Genomic DNA, 17,727 nt, shown 5'->3' with positions numbered 1-17,727 from the left:
CGGCCATGCCACTCGTCGCCCGCCTGTTCTGGATCCTGCTGCTCGCCTGCCTGAGCCCGTTGGCCCTGGGCGAGCGCCTGCGCCTGGTATCCGATGACTGGGCGCCCTACATTTATCAGCACGATGGCCAACCACGCGGTATCGACTACGAAGTCACCACCGAGGTATTAAAACGCCTGGGTGTCGAAGTGGAATGGCAGTTCCTGCCGTGGAAGCGCTGCCTGGCAATGATCGAGCAAGGTCTGGCCGACGGCATTCTGGACATCTTCCAGAGCGAAACCCGGCGCCCCTATCTGGTGTACGCCCCCGAGCCCTTGTCGGAGGTCGAGTTCGTGCTGTTCCAGGCCCGTGCACGCCGCCATGCCGTGGCCGGGCCTGAAGACCTCACAGGCCTCACCGTAGGCACCTCGCCCGGCTACGCCTATGGCGCTGCGTTCAACCTGGCCACGCATTTTCGACGTGAAGCGGCGCCGACACAGGAAGCCAACTTCGGCAAACTGCTGCTGGGCCGTATCGACCTGGCAATCACCGACCGCGTGGTCGGGCATTACCTGATCCAGCAGCTGGGCATGGAGCAGCAAGTCGAGGAACTGCCGCTGGTGATCAACCGCCAGGCCCAGTACCTGGGGCTGGTGCGCAAACCGGGGCGCGAAACACTGGCCCTGGCCTTTGCCGAAGAACTGCAGCGTTTCAAGCAGGAACCGGCCTTTGCCGCCATAAGCCACCGGTACACAGGCGACATCGGAAACATTCTCAACGCCGTTGAGCAGCAGGAAAGCAGCACAGCGCGATAGCTCTGTTATACTCGGGCCTTCCCGCCCGGCTCACGCCCGGACGCTCGGCCTCGCAACAGGCATCCCGATCGGCACCGACGCCCCCTGGCGTTCCCCTCCGTTTCCCGGATGTGCAGTGAAAGCCCAGCTGGACCGGACGCGATCGCATCCCACCGATGCCCGTCGCGCCAGGCAGAACATCCCAACGGGCCCAGCCCACACGAGAACAGGATCGCCCATGTCCTTTGCTTCCCTCGGTCTCTCCGAGGCTCTTGTCCGCGCTATCGAGGCTGCGGGCTATACCCAGCCGACCCCCGTGCAACAGCGGGCGATTCCCGCCGTGTTGCAAGGCCGCGACCTGATGGTTGCCGCACAGACAGGTACTGGTAAAACCGGCGGCTTCGCCCTGCCGATTCTCGAGCGCCTGTTCCCGGCCGGCCACCCCGACAAGTCGCAGCGTCACGGCCCGCGCCAACCGCGCGTGCTCGTCCTGACCCCGACCCGCGAGCTGGCAGCCCAGGTGCACGACAGCTTCAAGGTCTATGCCCGTGACCTGCCACTGGTCAGCGCCTGCATCTTTGGCGGCGTTGGCATGAACCCGCAGGTCCAGGCGATTGCCAAAGGCGTTGACGTGCTGGTTGCCTGCCCGGGCCGCCTGCTCGACCTGGCCGGCCAAGGCAAGGTCGACCTGGCCCACGTGGAAATCCTGGTGCTCGACGAAGCCGACCGCATGCTCGACATGGGCTTCATCCACGACGTCAAGAAGGTACTGGCACGCCTGCCATCCAAGCGCCAGAACCTGCTGTTCTCGGCCACCTTCTCCAAGGACATCACCGACCTCGCCGACAAGCTCCTGCACAACCCGGAGCGTATCGAGGTGACACCGCCGAACACCACCGTCGAGCGTATCGAGCAGCGCGTCTACCGCCTGCCCGCCAGCCACAAGCGTGCGCTGCTGGCACACCTGATCACCCTGGGTGCCTGGGAACAGGTATTGGTGTTCACCCGTACCAAGCACGGCGCCAACCGCCTGGCCGAGTACCTTGAAAAACAAGGCCTGACCGCCGCCGCGATTCACGGCAACAAGAGCCAGAACGCCCGCACCAAGGCCCTGGCCGACTTCAAGGCCAACAGCGTGCGCGTACTGGTCGCCACCGACATCGCCGCCCGCGGCCTGGACATCGACCAGTTGCCCCACGTGGTCAACTTCGAGCTGCCGAATGTCGAGGAAGATTACGTACACCGTATCGGTCGTACTGGCCGCGCCGGTCGTTCGGGCGAGGCCATTTCGCTGGTCGCACCGGATGAAGAAAAGCTGCTCAAGAGCATCGAGCGGGTGACCCGGCAGAAGATCGCGGACGGCGACCTGATGGGCTTTGACGCCAGCCAGGTGGAAGCCGAGAAACCCGAAGTACGCGAGCGCCCGCAGGGCAACGGCCGTGGCGGTCGCAACCAGCAGGCCCGTGGCGAAGGGGGTAAAGACTCCAACGGCGGCCGCAAGGACAAAGGCAAGGATAAAGGCAGGGCCAAGCCACAGGCTGCCGACAAGCCGGCCGACAAGGAAAAGAGCGGCGACAAGCAACAGCAGCCGCGTAAACCGCGTGACAAAAAGCCGCGCCAGCCACAGCAGCAGGCCAGCAGCGAGCCTAAAGCACAGGGTAACCGCGACCCGGAAGTATTCCTGGACGACGACGTCGACAACTTCGGCAACCGTGCCGACTATGTCAGCCCGTACCAAGGCAAGAACCAGGGCCGCAATCGCCGCCCAGGCGGTGGTGCTGGCCAAGCCCAGGGTACCGGCCAACGCAGCAACACCGGGGGCCAGGGCCAGGCTCGCAGTGGCGGCCAGCAACGCAATGGTGGCAGTGCCGGCGGCGAAAAACGCCCGCCCCGCGCCAACAACGGTGGCGGTGCCCGTCGTGATGGCGGCGGTGGCCGTGGTCGCCCGAACCGTGACGATTCTGCCCGGCAAGAGCCGGCCGTGAGCAACCAGCGCCAGCCGGAAAAACAGCCAGTGATCATCCGCAAGGAATCCAAACTCGACCGTTTCCCGACACCTGAGCAACTGGATGACCTGCCAAGCCGCCCGCGCGGTGAGCGCCCGGCGCTACTGACCCGCAAGGGCTGATAGAAAGCATGAGGGGGCCGCTTTGCGGCCCGTTCGCGGCACAAGGCCGCTCCTACAGGTATTGCGCAGATTTTACATACTGCGCAATACCTGTAGGAGCGGCCTTGTGCCGCGAACGGGCTGCGAAGCAGCCCCCTCGGTCTTTCACTTAAAGCAGATTACTTCTGCTTCACACCTTCAACACTGATATCCAGGTCCAGGGTCTGCGAAGTCGCGCCTGGGCCCTTGATGCCGAAGTCGTTCAGGTTGAGGGTAGTGGTGGCGTTGAAACCAGCGCGCTCACCGCCCCATGGGTCCTTGCCTTCACCGTTGAAGGTAGCCTTGAAGGTGACCGGCTTGGTCACGCCGTGCAGGGTCAGGTCGCCGGTCACGTCAGCAGTCTTTTCGCCAGTCGACTTGACGGCGGTGGAGACGAACTTGGCTTCAGGGTACTTCTTCACGTCGAGGAAATCGGCGCTGGCAATGTGCTTGTCACGCTCGGCGTGGTTCGACCACAGGCTGGCGGTTTTCAGGTCGACGCTGATCTTGCTGGCTTCTGGCTTGGCGCTGTCCCAAGTGAAGTTGCCGTCGAAGTCCTTGAAGGTACCGTGGATGAAGCTGTAGCCCAGGTGGCTGATTTTCCAGTCGACGAACGCGTGCTGGCCTTCCTTGTCGATCTTGTACTCGGCAGCCATGACCTGGCCGGCGGAAAGCAGAGCGGTACCGAGCGCCAGAGCGGCAAAAGTCTTTTTCAACATCCTTATTTCCTTCCTATGCAATTGTGGTGGAGAGTCAAGCTTTGCGGCCCAACATTCGAGTCAGGGTCGCGTCACGGTCGATGAAATGGTGCTTGAGCGCTGCCAGGGCATGCAGCACGGCAAAAATCACCAGGCCCCAGGCCAGCCAAAGATGAATCACACCCGCAACATCTGCCTGGTCAGGCAGGTCGCTGATCAGTGCCGGCACTTCGAACAGGCCAAACACCGGAATGCCGACGCCGTCGGCGGTAGAAATCAGGTATCCGGCAGCCATTACCGCAAACAGACCCAGGTACAGGGCCAGGTGGCCAAGCTTGGCCGCCAGGCGTGTGACTGCGCCATGGTTGGCGGGGGCCGGTGGTGGCGGGCTGATGAAACGCCAGACTACCCGCAGCAGCATCACCGCCAGCAACACCAGGCCGATGCTTTTGTGCAGGTCCGGGCCGGCTTTGCGCCAAGGGCTGTAATAGTCGAGGCCGACCATCCACAGGCCCAGGCCGAACAGGCCGAAGACTGCCAGCGCCACGCCCCAGTGCAGGATGATGCTGACCACGCCGTAGCGAGAAGGTGAATTGCGCAGTTGCATGTTGGCGTGTATCCCCGTGAAAGCTGTGCACAGACTAACGCGTAACGTATCGAAGAAAAGCGGAAAAAGTTGCTTCGGTTTATCGAGAAATCCGATATGTATTCTGTAAGCTTGCCATTAAGGAAACATTAACGATAGTCGGGGAAGTAGAGGATGCCAGTACAGGCCTCTTCGCAGCACAAGGCTGCTCCTACAGGGGTATGCGGTGCCTGTAGGAGCAGCCTTGTGCTGCGAAGAGGCCGGCACTGTCGATCAATCAGCCAGCCTTGGCCTGGCTACTGGCCACAGGTTTCTTGGTCGGCTCGGATTTGGCAGTTGCCTTCTTCGTTTCGGCCGGCTTGCGCGCCGGCGCATGCTTGGCCGGGGCAGCCTTGGTTGCCGCAGGCTTGGCTGCCGCTTCCTTGGTGACAGGTGCAGGCGCTGCCGGAGCTGGCGCGGCCTGGGGAGCAGGCGCAGGTGCCGGCGCCACTTCCTCTGCCTTGGCGATTGGCTCAGCCTTCACCTCTGGCGTATCCGCCCCGCCAAACAGGCGTTTGAAGAAACCTGGCTTGTCCTGCCTGGACTCTTCGGCCTGCTTCGGCTCAGCCTTGACCGGCGGTTTATCAGCCTTGTCGGCCTTGTCGGACGAACCACCAAACATATTGGAGAAGAACCCGCCCTTGCTGTCCTTGGCCGCAGCTGCACCTGCTGCAGCTGCCGCCGCAACCGGCACCGCCTTGGCGGGGTCGAACGACTTCCCGGCCAACAGGTCCTGTGCTTGGCTGGCCGCACGCTGGCCACTGCGCAGGGCGCCTTCCAGTGTGCCCGGGTACAGGGCATCGGTGTGTTCACCGGCAAAGGTGATGCGCTGCACCGGGCGCTCCCACAGGCGCCAGTATTTGCTGATCTGCCCCGGGCCATAGGCCAGGTAAGCGCCGCCGGTACCGGCGTCAGTGCTGTAGCGCTTGACCTCGTAACCGGTGAAGGCACCACGGGCCTGCGGGTAGAACGCATGCAGGCGGATCAGCACCTGATCGACCATCTGCTTGTCGCCGAACGCCTGCAGCAAGCGGGCGTTGTCGCCGGAAAGGTTGATCACCACGTTGGCGCCGCCCTTGAGCGCTGGCTCGATCCACAGCATGCCGAGGCCGGCGTTACTGAAGATTTCGCCCGACATGCGCGCGCGGCTTTCCCACACGGGCTTCTTGAACTTGAGCATCAGCTGGTCGCGCCAGCCATAGTTGGTGCCTCTGAGCGCCGCCACGTGCTGAGTGTCCAGGCCCGGGGTCATCTGGATCTTGGCCAGGGCACGCAGCGGCACGGCCATGACCAGGTAATCAGCCTGGTAGCCGACGCTGCCGACTTTTACCGTTACGCCATCCTTGTCCTGGACGATGGCGGTGACCGGCGAGCTGGTCTTGATGGTCTTCAGCTGCTTGACGAAGGCCTGGGCCAGCACCGGGCTGCCACCGGGCAGGCGCGCGGCACGCAGGTCACGGTCGCTGACACCGCGGTACACACGGTTCTGCTGGGCGAAATACAGCAGCGAGAGGCGCGACGGTTCATCGTAACGGGTACGGATCTGCTGGTTGACCAACTGACGGGCGGTCGCAGGCAGTTGCAGTTTGTCCAGCCAGGTGGAGACGTTGATCTGGTCGAGGGCGAACAGCGTGCTGGTTGCCTGCGGGTTCAGCGGGTCATCGATCGAACGGGCCAGGTCATCGAGGGTTTTCTCGTAGCGCTTGAGCGCTTCGGCAGTAGCCGGTTGCTTGGTGGCCAGGTCGGCGGCGCTGAAGTACTCACCGTCGATCAGGTAACCGGGTGTACGCACGAACTCCGGTGCCGGCAGTGTTTCAAGCTTGAAACGGTCAAGGTACTGGTTGAGCACCGGTTGCGCCTTGGCATTGCCGATCCACTCGCTGGTGGCCAGGCCAGAACGCCCGCCCATGCCCGACTTGGCTTCCAGCAGGGTCACCTGCCAGCCTTTGTTCTGCAGCTCGTACGCTGCCGTCAGGCCCGCCAGGCCGCCACCCACGACAATCGCCGTGGGCGTCTTGTCCTTAGCCAGCGCGGCGCCGCTGGAGACACCAATCAATACCAACGCGCACAGGCGCACCCAAGCAGCAGCCATGTCGGCGGACTCCGAGTCAGAGGTTACAAACGGGGAGAGGCAGGAATGCCCCGGGACGATGCGTTAAGAATACGTCAGGTCCGACCACCCTGCCAGCGCAGTGACATCAAGTCCTTTTGGCAACTGACATTTTTGCCAGTAGCCATGTCACACGGCGGCAGGCGAAGCTGGCGAAACTGGCCAGAAGCCCCGCCAGGAGGGCATGCGCATGATCTTCGAGGAGCACTTCCAACACGTCGAACGGCAGTTTCTGTGGCACAAAAAGACGCTGCATACAGCCTCCGGCCTGAGTATCCGCTCCAACAGCACCTCATGGACCGGCTTTCATGAAGCGTTCAGGGGTGAAGACGGTACCGAACTGGTCATCGGGGAACACAGCGACGTGGAAATCGTGTTCGCCCAGGAAGTCGAGTGCCTGCGCCTGGAATACTACGTAGTCAGCGACTTTCTCTGCGACGACCTGCACATGCTGTTCGATGCTGAAAGAGTAGATTGCGACCTGGCCACCCCGATACCGCGCAACTTCTACTGGCTCACCGTGGAAGGCAGCGGGTTTCGCGACCTGCGCCCTGGCCCCATCGCCACGAACCCCTACCACCAGGTGATCGACGGCCCCTTCCGCCGCCTGACCATCTCCACTTCGCAGGCCGGTACCGTGCACATCCGGCGGCTCGAATGGACCGGCACCCACCGCCATTGAAAGGCAGCGGTTGTCCTGCCTTGCCGCATTGCTTAGGCTTACGCGGTCGAACCACGCCGCAAAGCCAGGAGAAGTGCCCATGGGCCTCAATGATCAGTGGATGCAACGCGACCTCAAGGTTCTGTGGCACCCCTGCACCCAGATGAAAGACCACGAGCAGCTGCCGCTGATCCCGATCAAGCGCGGCGAAGGCGTGTGGCTGGAGGACTTCGAAGGCAAACGCTACCTGGACGCGGTGAGCAGTTGGTGGGTCAATGTGTTCGGCCACGCCAACCCGCGCATCAACCAGCGCATCAAGGACCAGGTCGACCAACTGGAGCACGTGATCCTGGCCGGTTTCAGCCATCAGCCGGTCATCGAGCTGTCCGAGCGCCTGGTGGCCATGACCCCGGCCGGTCTCGACCGGGTGTTCTACGCCGACAACGGCTCGTCCTGCATCGAAGTAGCGCTGAAGATGAGCTTCCACTACTGGCAGAACGTCGGCAAACCGGACAAGAAGCGCTTCGTCACCCTGACCAACAGCTACCACGGCGAAACCATCGCCGCCATGTCGGTAGGTGATGTGCCGCTGTTCACCGAAACCTACAAGGCGTTGCTGCTGGACACGATCAAGGTGCCTAGCCCCGACTGCTACCTGCGCCCAGAGGGCATGAGCTGGGAAGAGCACTCGCGCAACATGTTCGCCGCCATGGAGCAGACCTTGGCCGAGCACCACGCCTCGATCAGCGCCGTGATCGTCGAGCCGCTGATCCAGGGGGCCGGCGGCATGCGCATGTACCACCCGGTGTACCTCAAGCTGCTGCGCGAGGCCTGCGACCGCTACGACGTGCACCTGATCCACGATGAAATTGCCGTGGGCTTTGGCCGTACCGGCACGATGTTCGCCTGCGAACAGGCCGGCATCCGGCCAGACTTCCTGTGCCTGTCCAAGGCCCTGACCGGTGGCTACCTGCCGCTGGCCGCCTGCCTGACCACCGACAAGGTCTACCAGGCGTTCTATGACGACTACCCGACCCTGCGCGCGTTCCTGCACTCGCACAGCTACACCGGCAACCCGCTGGCGTGCGCTGCGGCGCTGGCGACCCTGGACATTTTCCAGCAAGACAAGGTGATCGAGGCCAACAAGGCCCTGGCCACGCGCATGGCCACCGCCACTGCGCACCTGGCCGATCATGCTCACGTTGCCGAAATCCGCCAGACCGGCATGGCCTTGGCCATCGAGATGGTCAAGGACAAAGCTGGCAAGGTAGCCTACCCCTGGCAGGAGCGACGTGGCCTGAAGGTGTTCGAACACGCCCTGACCCGCGGCGCCCTGCTACGGCCGTTGGGCAGCGTGGTGTACTTCCTGCCGCCATACGTGATCACCCCGGAGCAGATCGACTTCCTTGCAGAAGTTGCCAGCGAAGGCATCGACATCGCCACCCGCGACAGCGTCAGTGTTGCCGTGCCGGCCAACTTCCACCCCGACTTCCGCGACCCGGGCTAGGCCCGGCAATTCGCCACACCACTTTTCCTGTGGGAGCGGGCGTGCCCGCGAACAAGGGCGAAGCCCTTGCCAGGCACCGCAGCGCCTGATTCGCGGCGGTTCGACGCATCGACACGCCCGCTCCCACAGGGAATCTGTGTCTCTCTATTTACCGAGCAAACCCATGAGACTGTCCCGCTTCTTCATCGACGCCCCCCTGAGCCTTGGCGAGCACGACCTGCCCGAAGCCCAGGCCCACTACATCGGCCGCGTACTGCGCATGGCCCCCGGCGACGCCGTGCAGCTGTTCGACGGCAGCGGCCAGGAATACCTCGGCCAATTGCTTGAAGTGGGCAAGAAAACCGTACGCGTCAGCCTCGGCCGGGCCCTCGCCGGCCAGGCCGATTCACCGTTGCACGTGCACCTCGGCCAGGGCCTGTCCCGTGGCGAGCGCATGGACTGGGCGATCCAGAAAGCCACCGAGCTTGGCGCCAACGAGATCACCCCGATCGTCAGCGAACGCTGCGAAGTGCGGTTGAAAGACGAGCGCGCCGACAAGCGCCTGGCCCACTGGCGCCAAGTGGCGATCAGCGCCTGCGAACAATGCGGCCGCTCCACCTTGCCGGTCATCCACCCACCCGTGACCATGGCCGAATGGCTGGGCAGCACCCAGGCGGACCTGAAACTGGTCCTGCACCCGGTGGCCGAGCCGCTTACCAGCCACGAAAAACCTGCGACCCTGGCGTTTCTGATCGGCCCCGAAGGCGGCCTGAGCGAGGCCGAAGTCGAGCAGGCCAAAGCGTCCGGCTTCCACGCTGCCCGCCTTGGGCCACGGGTGCTGCGCACCGAAACTGCGCCAGTGGTGGCGCTGTCGGTGGCACAGCAATTGTGGGGGGATTTTTAACTAGAGCACGTAGAACGACACCGCCACGAAGTGCAGCAGGCTGCCGGTAATCACGAACAGGTGCCAAATGCCGTGCGCGTGGCGCAAACGGCTGTCGAGCGCGAAGAAGATGATGCCCACGGTGTAGAACACCCCGCCGGCGGCCAGCCAGGCAAAGCCGACGCCGCCCAGCGAGTGCAGCAACGGCTTCACTGCCACCAGCACGATCCAGCCCATCACGGCATAAATGATGATAGACAGGACCCGCGCTTCGGAGCGCGGCTTGATCTCCTGCAACATGCCGATCACCGCCAGCCCCCAGACCACGCCGAACAGGCTCCAGCCCCAGGGGCCACGCAGGCTGACGAGACAGAAGGGCGTGTAGCTACCGGCGATCAGCAGGTAGATCGACAGGTGATCGAGCTTGCGCATGATCACCTTCGCCCGCCCGCGGGTGCTGTGGTACAGGGTGGAGATGCTGTACAGCAACAGCAGCGTACCGCCGTAGATGGAGAAACTGACGATCTTCCACGGGTCGCCTTGCAGGCCCGCGACCACGATCAGCCAGATGGCACCGATACAGGCCAGGACAGCACCGACCAGGTGGGTCCAGGCGTTGAAGCGTTCACCGTAATACATGCAAACACAGACCTCTTCAGGTGGGCTGGGTTCCTGATGTGATGCTGATGGCCTCACCCGGTGTCGATTTCAAGGTAAACACAAGCCCTGTAGGAGCAGCCTTGTGCTGCGAAGAGGCCATAGCAGCCGAAGATGACCTTCAGCCTTACCGGCCTCTTCGCAGCACAAGGCTGCTCCTACAGCGTGTTGCGGTAGCCCGATTCCCACATCCAGACGACTACGCCCTGTGCCTTACATCCTACCCAAGGTCAGGTTGCAGATCCGCGTCACGCACCAGCCTTTCCAAGGCAACCAGGTCCGGCACCCGGGCCACCTGCTCGCCCACCTGCACCGCCGCCAGCTCCAGCCTGCCCAGCGCCACATCCACGTAGTTCAGCTGGCTGTCGAGCTTGCACGAGCGCGGGATGTCTTGCAGCAACAGCGCCAGGTAGCGCAGGCCGGTATCACCCAGTGCATTGAGCACCACCACCCGGGCCCGCTCACCGCACGGTGTTTCACCACCGCACGCCGCCTCGAAGCCGATCAGCGGCAGGCGTTGCTGCCGCCAGTCGATCCAGCCCAGGTGCCAGGCGGGGTCGCCGGGCTGGCACACCAGGTTGCGCTGGCCGCTCAGCTCGGCCACCGCCACGTTGGGCAGCACCAGGGTACGGTCACCCAATGGCAGCAACAGCCCGGTCAGGCTGCTGCGCTGGCCGGAGATCAGTTCAAGCATGGGTTTGGCTCCAGTGGGCAATGCTCTGCAACAGCAGAGACTCCTGGTACGGCTTGCCCAGGTATTCGTTGACGCCGATGGCCATGGCACGGTCGCGGTGCTTCTGCCCGGTGCGCGAAGTGATCATGATGATCGGCAGGTCCTTCAGCCGCTCGTCACGGCGAATGCGCGTGGCCACCTCGAAGCCGTCCATGCGTGGCATTTCGATGTCCAGCAGCAACACGTCGGGGCGGTGCTCTGCCAGCAGGGCCATGGCATCGACCCCGTCCTTGGCCGTCAGCACGCTCATGCCGTGGCGCTCCAGCAGGCGGCTGGTAACTTTGCGCACGGTTACCGAATCGTCCACCACCATCACCAGTAACGCACGCCGCGGCGCGGGGCCGAGCAGCTGGCGCTGGGTGCCGCCGCCGGGCAAGCGGGCCAGGCGCCGCTGCTGGCCGCGCAACTGGCCAAGCAGGTCGAGAATCAGCACGACCCGGCCATCGCCCAGCAACGTCGCCCCCGACAACCCGGCAACCGCAGCAAACTGTGGCCCCAGGCTCTTCACCACAATCTCGCGGCTGGGCGACAGGCTGTCGGCCTGGATGGCGAACGACTGCTCCTTGGAATGCACCAGCAGCACCGGCAACGGCACGCTCTGCCCCAGCAGCGCGGGGCGCGGCAGGCCTTGCAGCAACTCGCCCAGGTAGCGCAGCTCGTATTCGTGGCCGGCGTAGACATAGCGGGGCGTGTCCAGCTGATAACAAGCCGCCAGCTCTGCCGGCGGTACGCGGACGATGCCCTCGATGGTGTTGAGCGGGATGGCGTATTGCTCTTCGCCCAAGTGCACCATCAGCACACGGTTGATCGATACGGTGAACGGCAGCCGGATCAAGAAGCGCGCACCCTTGCCCTGGGCCGACTCGATGCTCATCGAGCCACCCAGCTGCTTGACCTCCTCGTGCACCACGTCCATGCCCAGGCCGCGCCCGGATATCTGGGTGATCTTCTCGGCGGTGGAAAAGCCCGGGCGCAGGATGAACTGCAGGATCTCGTGATCGCTCAAGTCCGCCTGCGGGTCCAACAGGCCGCGCTTGATGGCCTTGCGCCGCACCGCGTCCAGGGGTACACCAGCACCGTCGTCAATCATTTCGATAACGATATCGGCGCCTTCGTGCAGCAAATTCAGGTGGATGATGCCCTGCTCCGGCTTGCCAGCGGCCAGCCGCGCTTCGCGGCTTTCCAGGCCATGGTCGACTGCGTTGCGCAGCATGTGCTCCAGCGGCGCCACCATACGTTCGAGCACACTGCGGTCCAGTTCGCCTTCGGCGTTGCCGACCACCAGTTCCACCTGCTTGCCCAGCTCGCTGGCCACCTGCCGCACCACACGCTGCAGGCGTGGCACCAGGCGTTCGAAGGGCACCATCAGGGTGGCGGTCAGGCCTTCCTGCAACTGGCTGTTCACCCGCGCCTGCTGCTGCAGCAGGCTGTAGGCCTCCTGGGCACGCTGGGCCAGGGTTTCCTTCAGGTCGAGCAAGTCCGAGGCAGACTCGAACAAGGCCCGCGACAGTTGCTGCAACTGCGAGTGGCGGTCCATTTCCAGGGGGTCGAAGTCATCATAGGAATCGCTTTCGAACGGCTGGCGGCTGGAGATCCGCCCCTGGGTCTCGATGTCCAGGCGCAGCAACTGGTCGCGCATACGCTCCAGGGTGGTTTCCATCTCGTTGAGGGTGAACTGCGCATCGTTGACCTGCTGCTCGATGCGCCCACGGATGATCGAGTGTTCGCCGGCCAGGTTACCCAGGTCATCGAGCAACTCGGCGTCAACCTTGACCATGTCGCCTGGCGCCCGCTCTGGCGCTGTCGCCGGCACCTCGCTGGCGGCGGCTTCGACCGGCCCTTGGCCGGCTGCACTGTCGGTCAGGGCTGCGCTGCTGAAGTTACGGATATAGTCGATCAGCGCCGTGGCAGCATGCAATGGCTGCCCCAGGCGCACGGCATCAAGCATGTGCGCCAGGCGGTCATGGCAGTTCTGCAGCAACGCGAACAGTGGCGGGCTCGGCGGCAAACGCCCGGCAGCCAGCAGCTCGTAGAGAAACTCCAGTTCGTGGGCCAAATCTCCGATCGGGGCAATTTCGACCATGCGCGCCACGCCCTTGAGGGTGTGCAGATCGCGCATCAGGTTGTCCACCTCGACGCTGCTGCGCGGGTCGGCCTGCCAGCGTGCCAGGGATGCGGCGGCGCTCTCGACGATGTCCGAGCTTTCTTCGAGGAACACTTCCAGCAGCTCTTCGCCGGGGCTTTCCGGCTCTTCAGGCAGTGGCTCGGCCACCTCTGGCTGCAAAGGGGTATGCGACAGCCCCAGGGTACCCGTCAGGTCCATGTCCGGGTGCAGCGGGGTGACCGTGTCGATGCCCACCAGGCCGGTGGCATCCGGGGCCAGGGCCTGGTCCAGCAGGTTGCGCAGGCTGTCGACAAGCTCTGGCCGTGACGCGATATCCTGCCCGGCCGCCACTTCGTCGAGCATGTCCAGCAGGGCTTCATGGCCGTGCTGCGCCTGGGCGAAAAAGCGTGCATCGGCGGGCAGGCTGCCCTCTTCTACCGCGCCATACAGGTCCAGCAAGGCCTCGCACACCTCATCCATTTGCCACAAGTCGGCCAGGTGCGCCGCGTGGCCCAGGGTGGTCATCTGGTCGAGCAGTGTATCCAGTGCGTCACGCTGGCCAGGCTGTTGCTGCCAGCGCGACAGCAACGACTCGGCATCGAGCAGAATGTCCATGGCCTGGGCGAGGAAACTGGCAACCAACTGCGGGTCGCGCTTGCTGCGCCGGGGATGCTGCGGTTCGTCATGCACGGTGGCCAGGCGGTTATCTACTGCCTGGCCAACTGTTTCGATCAGCTCCGCTGCGCCAGGGATGGCTGCCAGCGGCGTGCTATCCAGTTGCGCCAGGCCCAGATGGAACAGCGAGCGCGCGGCTTCCAGCCATTCGATCTCGGCCATTTGCAGGGGCAGTTGATGGCCCTTGTATTCACGGGCCAAGCGGTCGAAGGCGGTGGCCAGCTCGGCGACCGGCATCACCCCGGCCATGGCGGCACTGCCTTTGAGCGTGTGCAGGGCACGTTGCAGGCCATCGCTGACCGGCGTGTCATGGCCGTCGGCGCCCTGCAGGAAATCATCGAGGCTGGCCAGGTGGCCCAGCGCCTCACTGCGGAAGATATCCAGCAACTGCGGATCGAGGCCATCGATATGGGCCGCCGCGGGTGCGTCGTTTTCAGCCAAGGCATGCAGGTGCCCCGCCAGTTGTTCGATTTCGGTCAGTTGCGGCAGCTGGCCGGCGGCAAAGTCGGCCAGCAGATCGGGCAGATGGACGAACACCTGTTGCAGGGCCACCACGCCTTCAGGGCTGAGCACACTGCGGCCCTCCAGCACCCGGTTCAGCAAGTGCTCGGCACCCCAGGCCAGTTCCGCCACCGCCTCGGCATGCACCATGCGGCCACTGCCTTTGAGCGTATGCAGCGCACGGCGCACTTCCCCGAGTACCCCGCGCTGCTGGTTGTCGGCACGCCAGCGCAACCAGTGGCGCTCGATTTCCGGCAGCAACTCGCCCGCTTCTTCGAGGAACACCTCGCGCAGCTCGTCATCGATGCCATCGCCCTCGGCATCCAGGCCCGCGCGGGCGTCCGCCTGCGCACAGTGCACGCCCAACGCCGCCAGGCTGGCACGCGCCATGTCGATGAACGGCTGGCCATCCGCCAGCGGGTCGGCCACCCGCCACTGCAGGTAGCACTCAGCGGCGCTCAGGGCCTCGGCCAGGTGGGTCAGCTCGTCAGCGGGTGGCTCATCCTCCAGGTGCTGCAACCAACGCTGCACATAGCTTGCGCAGCCGGCAATCAGTTCGGCCACGGCGGGCAGCATCAACATGGCCAACGCCCCGCGAACCTGCTGCAACAACCCTGGCAGGGGTTGCAGGCGCTGCCGGGGCCAGTCGGACTCCAGGTAATCGCCGATCAGGTCTTTGCCCTGCTGCAACACGTTCAGCGATTCGTTCAGCACCAACTGGCGTATCTCGGCCAGGTCCGAACCTGGCAGCCCGCCCTGGCCGTTTTCCTCCAGCGGGCCGACCATGCCGTTCAGGGAGGCTTCCACATACAAGAGGGCGCCCGCTACATCCATCAACACCGCGTCGTCTACCGCCCGTTCGCCCTGGGCCAGGGCCTGCAGCGCCAGCACCTGGTCGATGATCACCCGCCGTGGTTGCTGGAAGCCCAGCACAGCCAGGGTGTCGGCCACGTGGCGCAACGGCGCCAGGAGGGCATCGAGCTGCTCGCTGTGCTGACGGTCGCTGCGCACGAACTGGTCGAGGCGCTCCTTTATGCGCATCAGGTCGTCGCACAGCGCGGTCACCACCGAGCGCAGGGCATCGCGGCCAGGCCCGGCCTGTAATTGATCGCGCCAGTTGCCCAGCGACAGGTCGAGGTTGGCCAGGTCGTCGGAGCCGGCAAAGCGCTGCGCAGCACCGCTGATCAGGCTGGCCTGGGCCAGCGGCTCGATGCCACGGCAGGCGCGCAGCTGGTTGAGCAGCGGCAGCATCACCAAGGGCAGGTCGTGGCGTGCACCGCGCAAGCGCTCAAGGTATGAGGGCAATTGCTCCAGGCCGCGGAACAACGCACCCAGGCAATCACCCCGCGGGCTCACCTGGCCGTCGGCCAGAGCCTTGGCGAACAGTTCCAGCTCTTCGGCCAGGCGCGTCGCACCTCGCAGTTCGAGCATGCGCAGGCAGCCGTGCACCTGGTGCAGGTTGTCGACCACGAAGGCCAATATCGACAGGTCGCCGGGCTCGCCGGCAAAACGCTCCAGCGCCTGGCGCGCCTGGCCCAGGCAGTCGAGAATGGCAGCCTTGGTCCAGGCCAGCGCCACCGTGTCGTGGCGCTCGGGGCTTACAGCAGCAGATGCCATGGTCACTTCCTCGGCGCGGCGCCTCACTTGGGCTCGGCAGGTGGTGGCAGGGTGAAACCGGACACCGAACGGCGCATCTCGCTGGCCATGCGGGCCAGGTGGCGGATGCTGTCGGCAGTGGCACCGGAGCCGGCGGAGGTCTGCGCGGTAATCTGCTGGATGACCGCCATGGTGTGGGAGATCTGCCCGGCTGACGAGGTTTGCAGCTGGGCAGCGTCGGAGATGCTGTGGATAAGGTCGGCCAGGTTCTGCGATACCCCTTCGATCTCGGCCAGCGCCACCCCGGCATCCTGGGCCAGGCGCGCGCCGCGCACCACCTCGGCGGTGGTTTGCTCCATGGAGATCACCGCCTCGTTGGTGTCCGCCTGGATGGTGCGCACCAGCGCCTCGATCTGGCGGGTAGCCGATGACGAGCGTTCGGCCAGGCGCTGCACCTCGTCGGCGACCACGGCAAAACCACGGCCAGCCTCACCGGCCAGCGAGGCCTGGATCGCCGCGTTAAGGGCCAGGATGTTGGTCTGATCGGCAATGTCGTCGATCAGGCTGACGATGTCGCCGATTTCCTGGGAAGACTCACCCAGGCGCTTGATCCGCTTGGCGGTGTCCTGGATCTGCTCGCGAATGTTGTCCATACCATTGATGGTGTTGTGCACCACCTCGTTACCCTTGTTGGCGATGGCCACCGAGCGTTCGGCTACCTTGGCCGATTCGTAGGCATGCGCGGACACCCGGTCGATCGACTCGACCATGTCGCCGACGGCCTCGGAGGCCTCGCTGATCTGCTCGGCCTGGTGCTCGGACGCCTTGGCCAGCTGGCGAGCGGTGTTTTGCGTATCCTGCACAGCCGCAGCCACCTGCACGGCGCTGTGGTTGATGGTGGCCACAAGGTCGCGCAGCTGGTCCACGGAATAGTTGATCGAGTCGGCAATGGCGCCGGTAAAGTCTTCGGTTACCGATACGGTCACGGTCAGGTCGCCATCGGCCAGCTCTTCGATTTCGTCGAGCAGGCGCATGATCGCCTGCTGGTTGCGTTCATTCTTTTCCGCCGTTTCGCGCAGCTGGCGGTTGGTGGTGCGCACCATGATCAGGCCGATGAGAATGATCGAGGCCAGCGCCAGCACGCCCAGGGCATAGCCGCCCACAGTATCGAGGGTGCGCCCGCCGGCCAGGTTCTCGAAACCGTTGGCCAGGTGCGACGCTTCGTCGAGCAGGGTTTGCGACAGGCTGAAGATGTTGCCGGCAGCTTCGCGCACGCGGAACAGTTCGGGCGAGGTTTCGAGGATTTCATCCACAGAACCGGCGACGAACTGGAACAGTTCGGCGATTTCCGCCAGCCGCGCGCGGGCGTCGGCGTCTTCGACGCGGGTTATCTGGATTGCCGCGTTGCCGCTGAGCATGCCCTCCAGCACCTGGCCAAAGCGCCCGGCATCGCGCCCAAAAGCGTCGGCCGCCTGGGCTGCGGCATCGTCACCGGCCAGCACAGTGTTGACCGAACCGAGGATGCGCTCGGCCAGCAACAGCTGGCGCTGGGCCACCGCCACTTGGTTGGCCGGGGCGCCGCTTTGCAGCAGGATCTCGACCACCTTCTCGTATTCCACCTGCAACTGCGGCACGGTTTCGGCCAGGGTCGCCGCTACCTGGTGCAGCGACAGCACAGTCTGCTCGCTGGCCAGGATGGTGTCGGTGTTCTTGCGCAGGTTTTCCCAGTCGCGGCGTACCGATTCCATCTCGTCACGCACCGTGGGCGGCGCAGGCGGCAGGCCGGTGGACTTGTCACCCTGGCGCAGGTAGCCCCAGCGCCGCTCAAAATCGTTGCGCGCATCCGACAGCAGCTTGAAGGCCAGGGCCTTGCCGGTAGCGGCTTCAGTGGCGTTCTTGGCGATGCGTTGCGACAGCACTCGCAGTTCCCCGGCATGGCCGATGTACTGCTTGTCGTAATTGGATTGGGTGTTCAGGTACGCGAAGTTGGCGAACAACAGGATGATCGACAGGATCAGGATCAAAAACAGCACAGTGATCTGCGCGATGCTGCGGGTACGCGGGCTCACGGTGGTTGCG

General features: G+C 64.4%; 12 protein-coding genes. 5 read left to right on the top strand and 7 right to left on the bottom strand.

Features of this window, described 5'->3' with window-relative positions; translation table 11 throughout:
- Window positions 1-5 precede the first annotated feature (5 nt).
- Together SB756_RS14825 and SB756_RS14820 are read left to right on the top strand one after the other, a co-directional pair.
- A complete protein-coding gene (locus SB756_RS14825) occupies window positions 6-794 on the top strand; it encodes a substrate-binding periplasmic protein (RefSeq protein ID WP_341796952.1) in 789 nt (262 codons plus the stop codon).
- A 217-nt stretch (window positions 795-1,011) separates the two neighbouring features.
- Complete coding sequence (locus tag SB756_RS14820) at window positions 1,012-2,901, top strand: DEAD/DEAH box helicase (protein WP_341796953.1); 1,890 nt, start codon at window positions 1,012-1,014, stop codon at window positions 2,899-2,901.
- A 158-nt stretch (window positions 2,902-3,059) separates the two neighbouring features.
- Here the strand turns inward: SB756_RS14820 and SB756_RS14815 are convergent, their stop codons facing one another.
- The 3 genes from SB756_RS14815 to SB756_RS14805 all read right to left on the bottom strand — a co-directional run bounded on the left by SB756_RS14815 (window position 3,060) and on the right by SB756_RS14805 (window position 6,334).
- Complete coding sequence (locus SB756_RS14815; protein WP_341796954.1) at window positions 3,060-3,638, bottom strand: YceI family protein; 579 nt, start codon at window positions 3,636-3,638, stop codon at window positions 3,060-3,062.
- Window positions 3,639-3,672: 34 nt separating this feature from the next.
- Window positions 3,673-4,224 (bottom strand): cytochrome b, encoded by a 552-nt coding sequence (locus SB756_RS14810; RefSeq protein WP_019471547.1) that lies wholly within the window; start codon window positions 4,222-4,224, stop codon window positions 3,673-3,675.
- 256 nt (window positions 4,225-4,480) lie between these two features.
- On the bottom strand, window positions 4,481-6,334 hold the full coding sequence (locus SB756_RS14805; RefSeq protein WP_341796955.1) for a flavin monoamine oxidase family protein: 1,854 nt from the start codon (window positions 6,332-6,334) through the stop codon (window positions 4,481-4,483).
- A 208-nt stretch (window positions 6,335-6,542) separates the two neighbouring features.
- Between SB756_RS14805 and SB756_RS14800 the strand changes: the two genes are divergently transcribed.
- The 3 genes from SB756_RS14800 to SB756_RS14790 all read left to right on the top strand — a co-directional run bounded on the left by SB756_RS14800 (window position 6,543) and on the right by SB756_RS14790 (window position 9,403).
- Window positions 6,543-7,034, top strand: a complete 492-nt coding sequence (locus SB756_RS14800) for a hypothetical protein (RefSeq protein ID WP_410911057.1) — start codon at window positions 6,543-6,545, stop codon at window positions 7,032-7,034.
- A gap of 79 nt (window positions 7,035-7,113) precedes the next feature.
- A complete protein-coding gene (locus SB756_RS14795; RefSeq protein WP_410911027.1) occupies window positions 7,114-8,520 on the top strand; it encodes an adenosylmethionine--8-amino-7-oxononanoate transaminase in 1,407 nt (468 codons plus the stop codon).
- 163 nt (window positions 8,521-8,683) lie between these two features.
- A complete protein-coding gene (locus SB756_RS14790; protein WP_341796957.1) occupies window positions 8,684-9,403 on the top strand; it encodes a 16S rRNA (uracil(1498)-N(3))-methyltransferase in 720 nt (239 codons plus the stop codon).
- On the opposite strand, the gene trhA is transcribed toward SB756_RS14790, so the two are convergent.
- From trhA to SB756_RS14770, 4 genes are all read right to left on the bottom strand, one after another.
- Window positions 9,404-10,021 carry a PAQR family membrane homeostasis protein TrhA gene (trhA, locus tag SB756_RS14785; protein WP_341796958.1) on the bottom strand — a complete coding sequence of 206 codons (618 nt, stop codon included), beginning with the start codon at window positions 10,019-10,021 and terminating at the stop codon, window positions 9,404-9,406.
- Window positions 10,022-10,259: 238 nt separating this feature from the next.
- Complete coding sequence (locus SB756_RS14780; protein WP_016489537.1) at window positions 10,260-10,733, bottom strand: chemotaxis protein CheW; 474 nt, start codon at window positions 10,731-10,733, stop codon at window positions 10,260-10,262.
- The gene (locus SB756_RS14775; protein WP_410911026.1) at window positions 10,726-15,669 is read right to left on the bottom strand and encodes an Hpt domain-containing protein; all 4,944 of its coding nucleotides are present in this window, start codon (window positions 15,667-15,669) and stop codon (window positions 10,726-10,728) included. The genes SB756_RS14780 and SB756_RS14775 overlap by 8 nt, the downstream gene beginning before the upstream one ends.
- Before the next feature lie 23 nt (window positions 15,670-15,692).
- The gene (locus tag SB756_RS14770; RefSeq protein ID WP_410911056.1) at window positions 15,693-17,717 is read right to left on the bottom strand and encodes a methyl-accepting chemotaxis protein; all 2,025 of its coding nucleotides are present in this window, start codon (window positions 17,715-17,717) and stop codon (window positions 15,693-15,695) included.
- Between the last annotated feature and the right edge of the window lie 10 nt (window positions 17,718-17,727).

It is taken from the genome of Pseudomonas sp. SIMBA_068, from assembly GCF_046534705.1.
Taxonomy (GTDB): Bacteria; Pseudomonadota; Gammaproteobacteria; order Pseudomonadales; family Pseudomonadaceae; genus Aquipseudomonas; species Aquipseudomonas putida.
The sequence above is the reverse complement of the archived record's forward strand: the minus strand, read 5'-3'. Positions and strand labels throughout refer to the sequence as shown.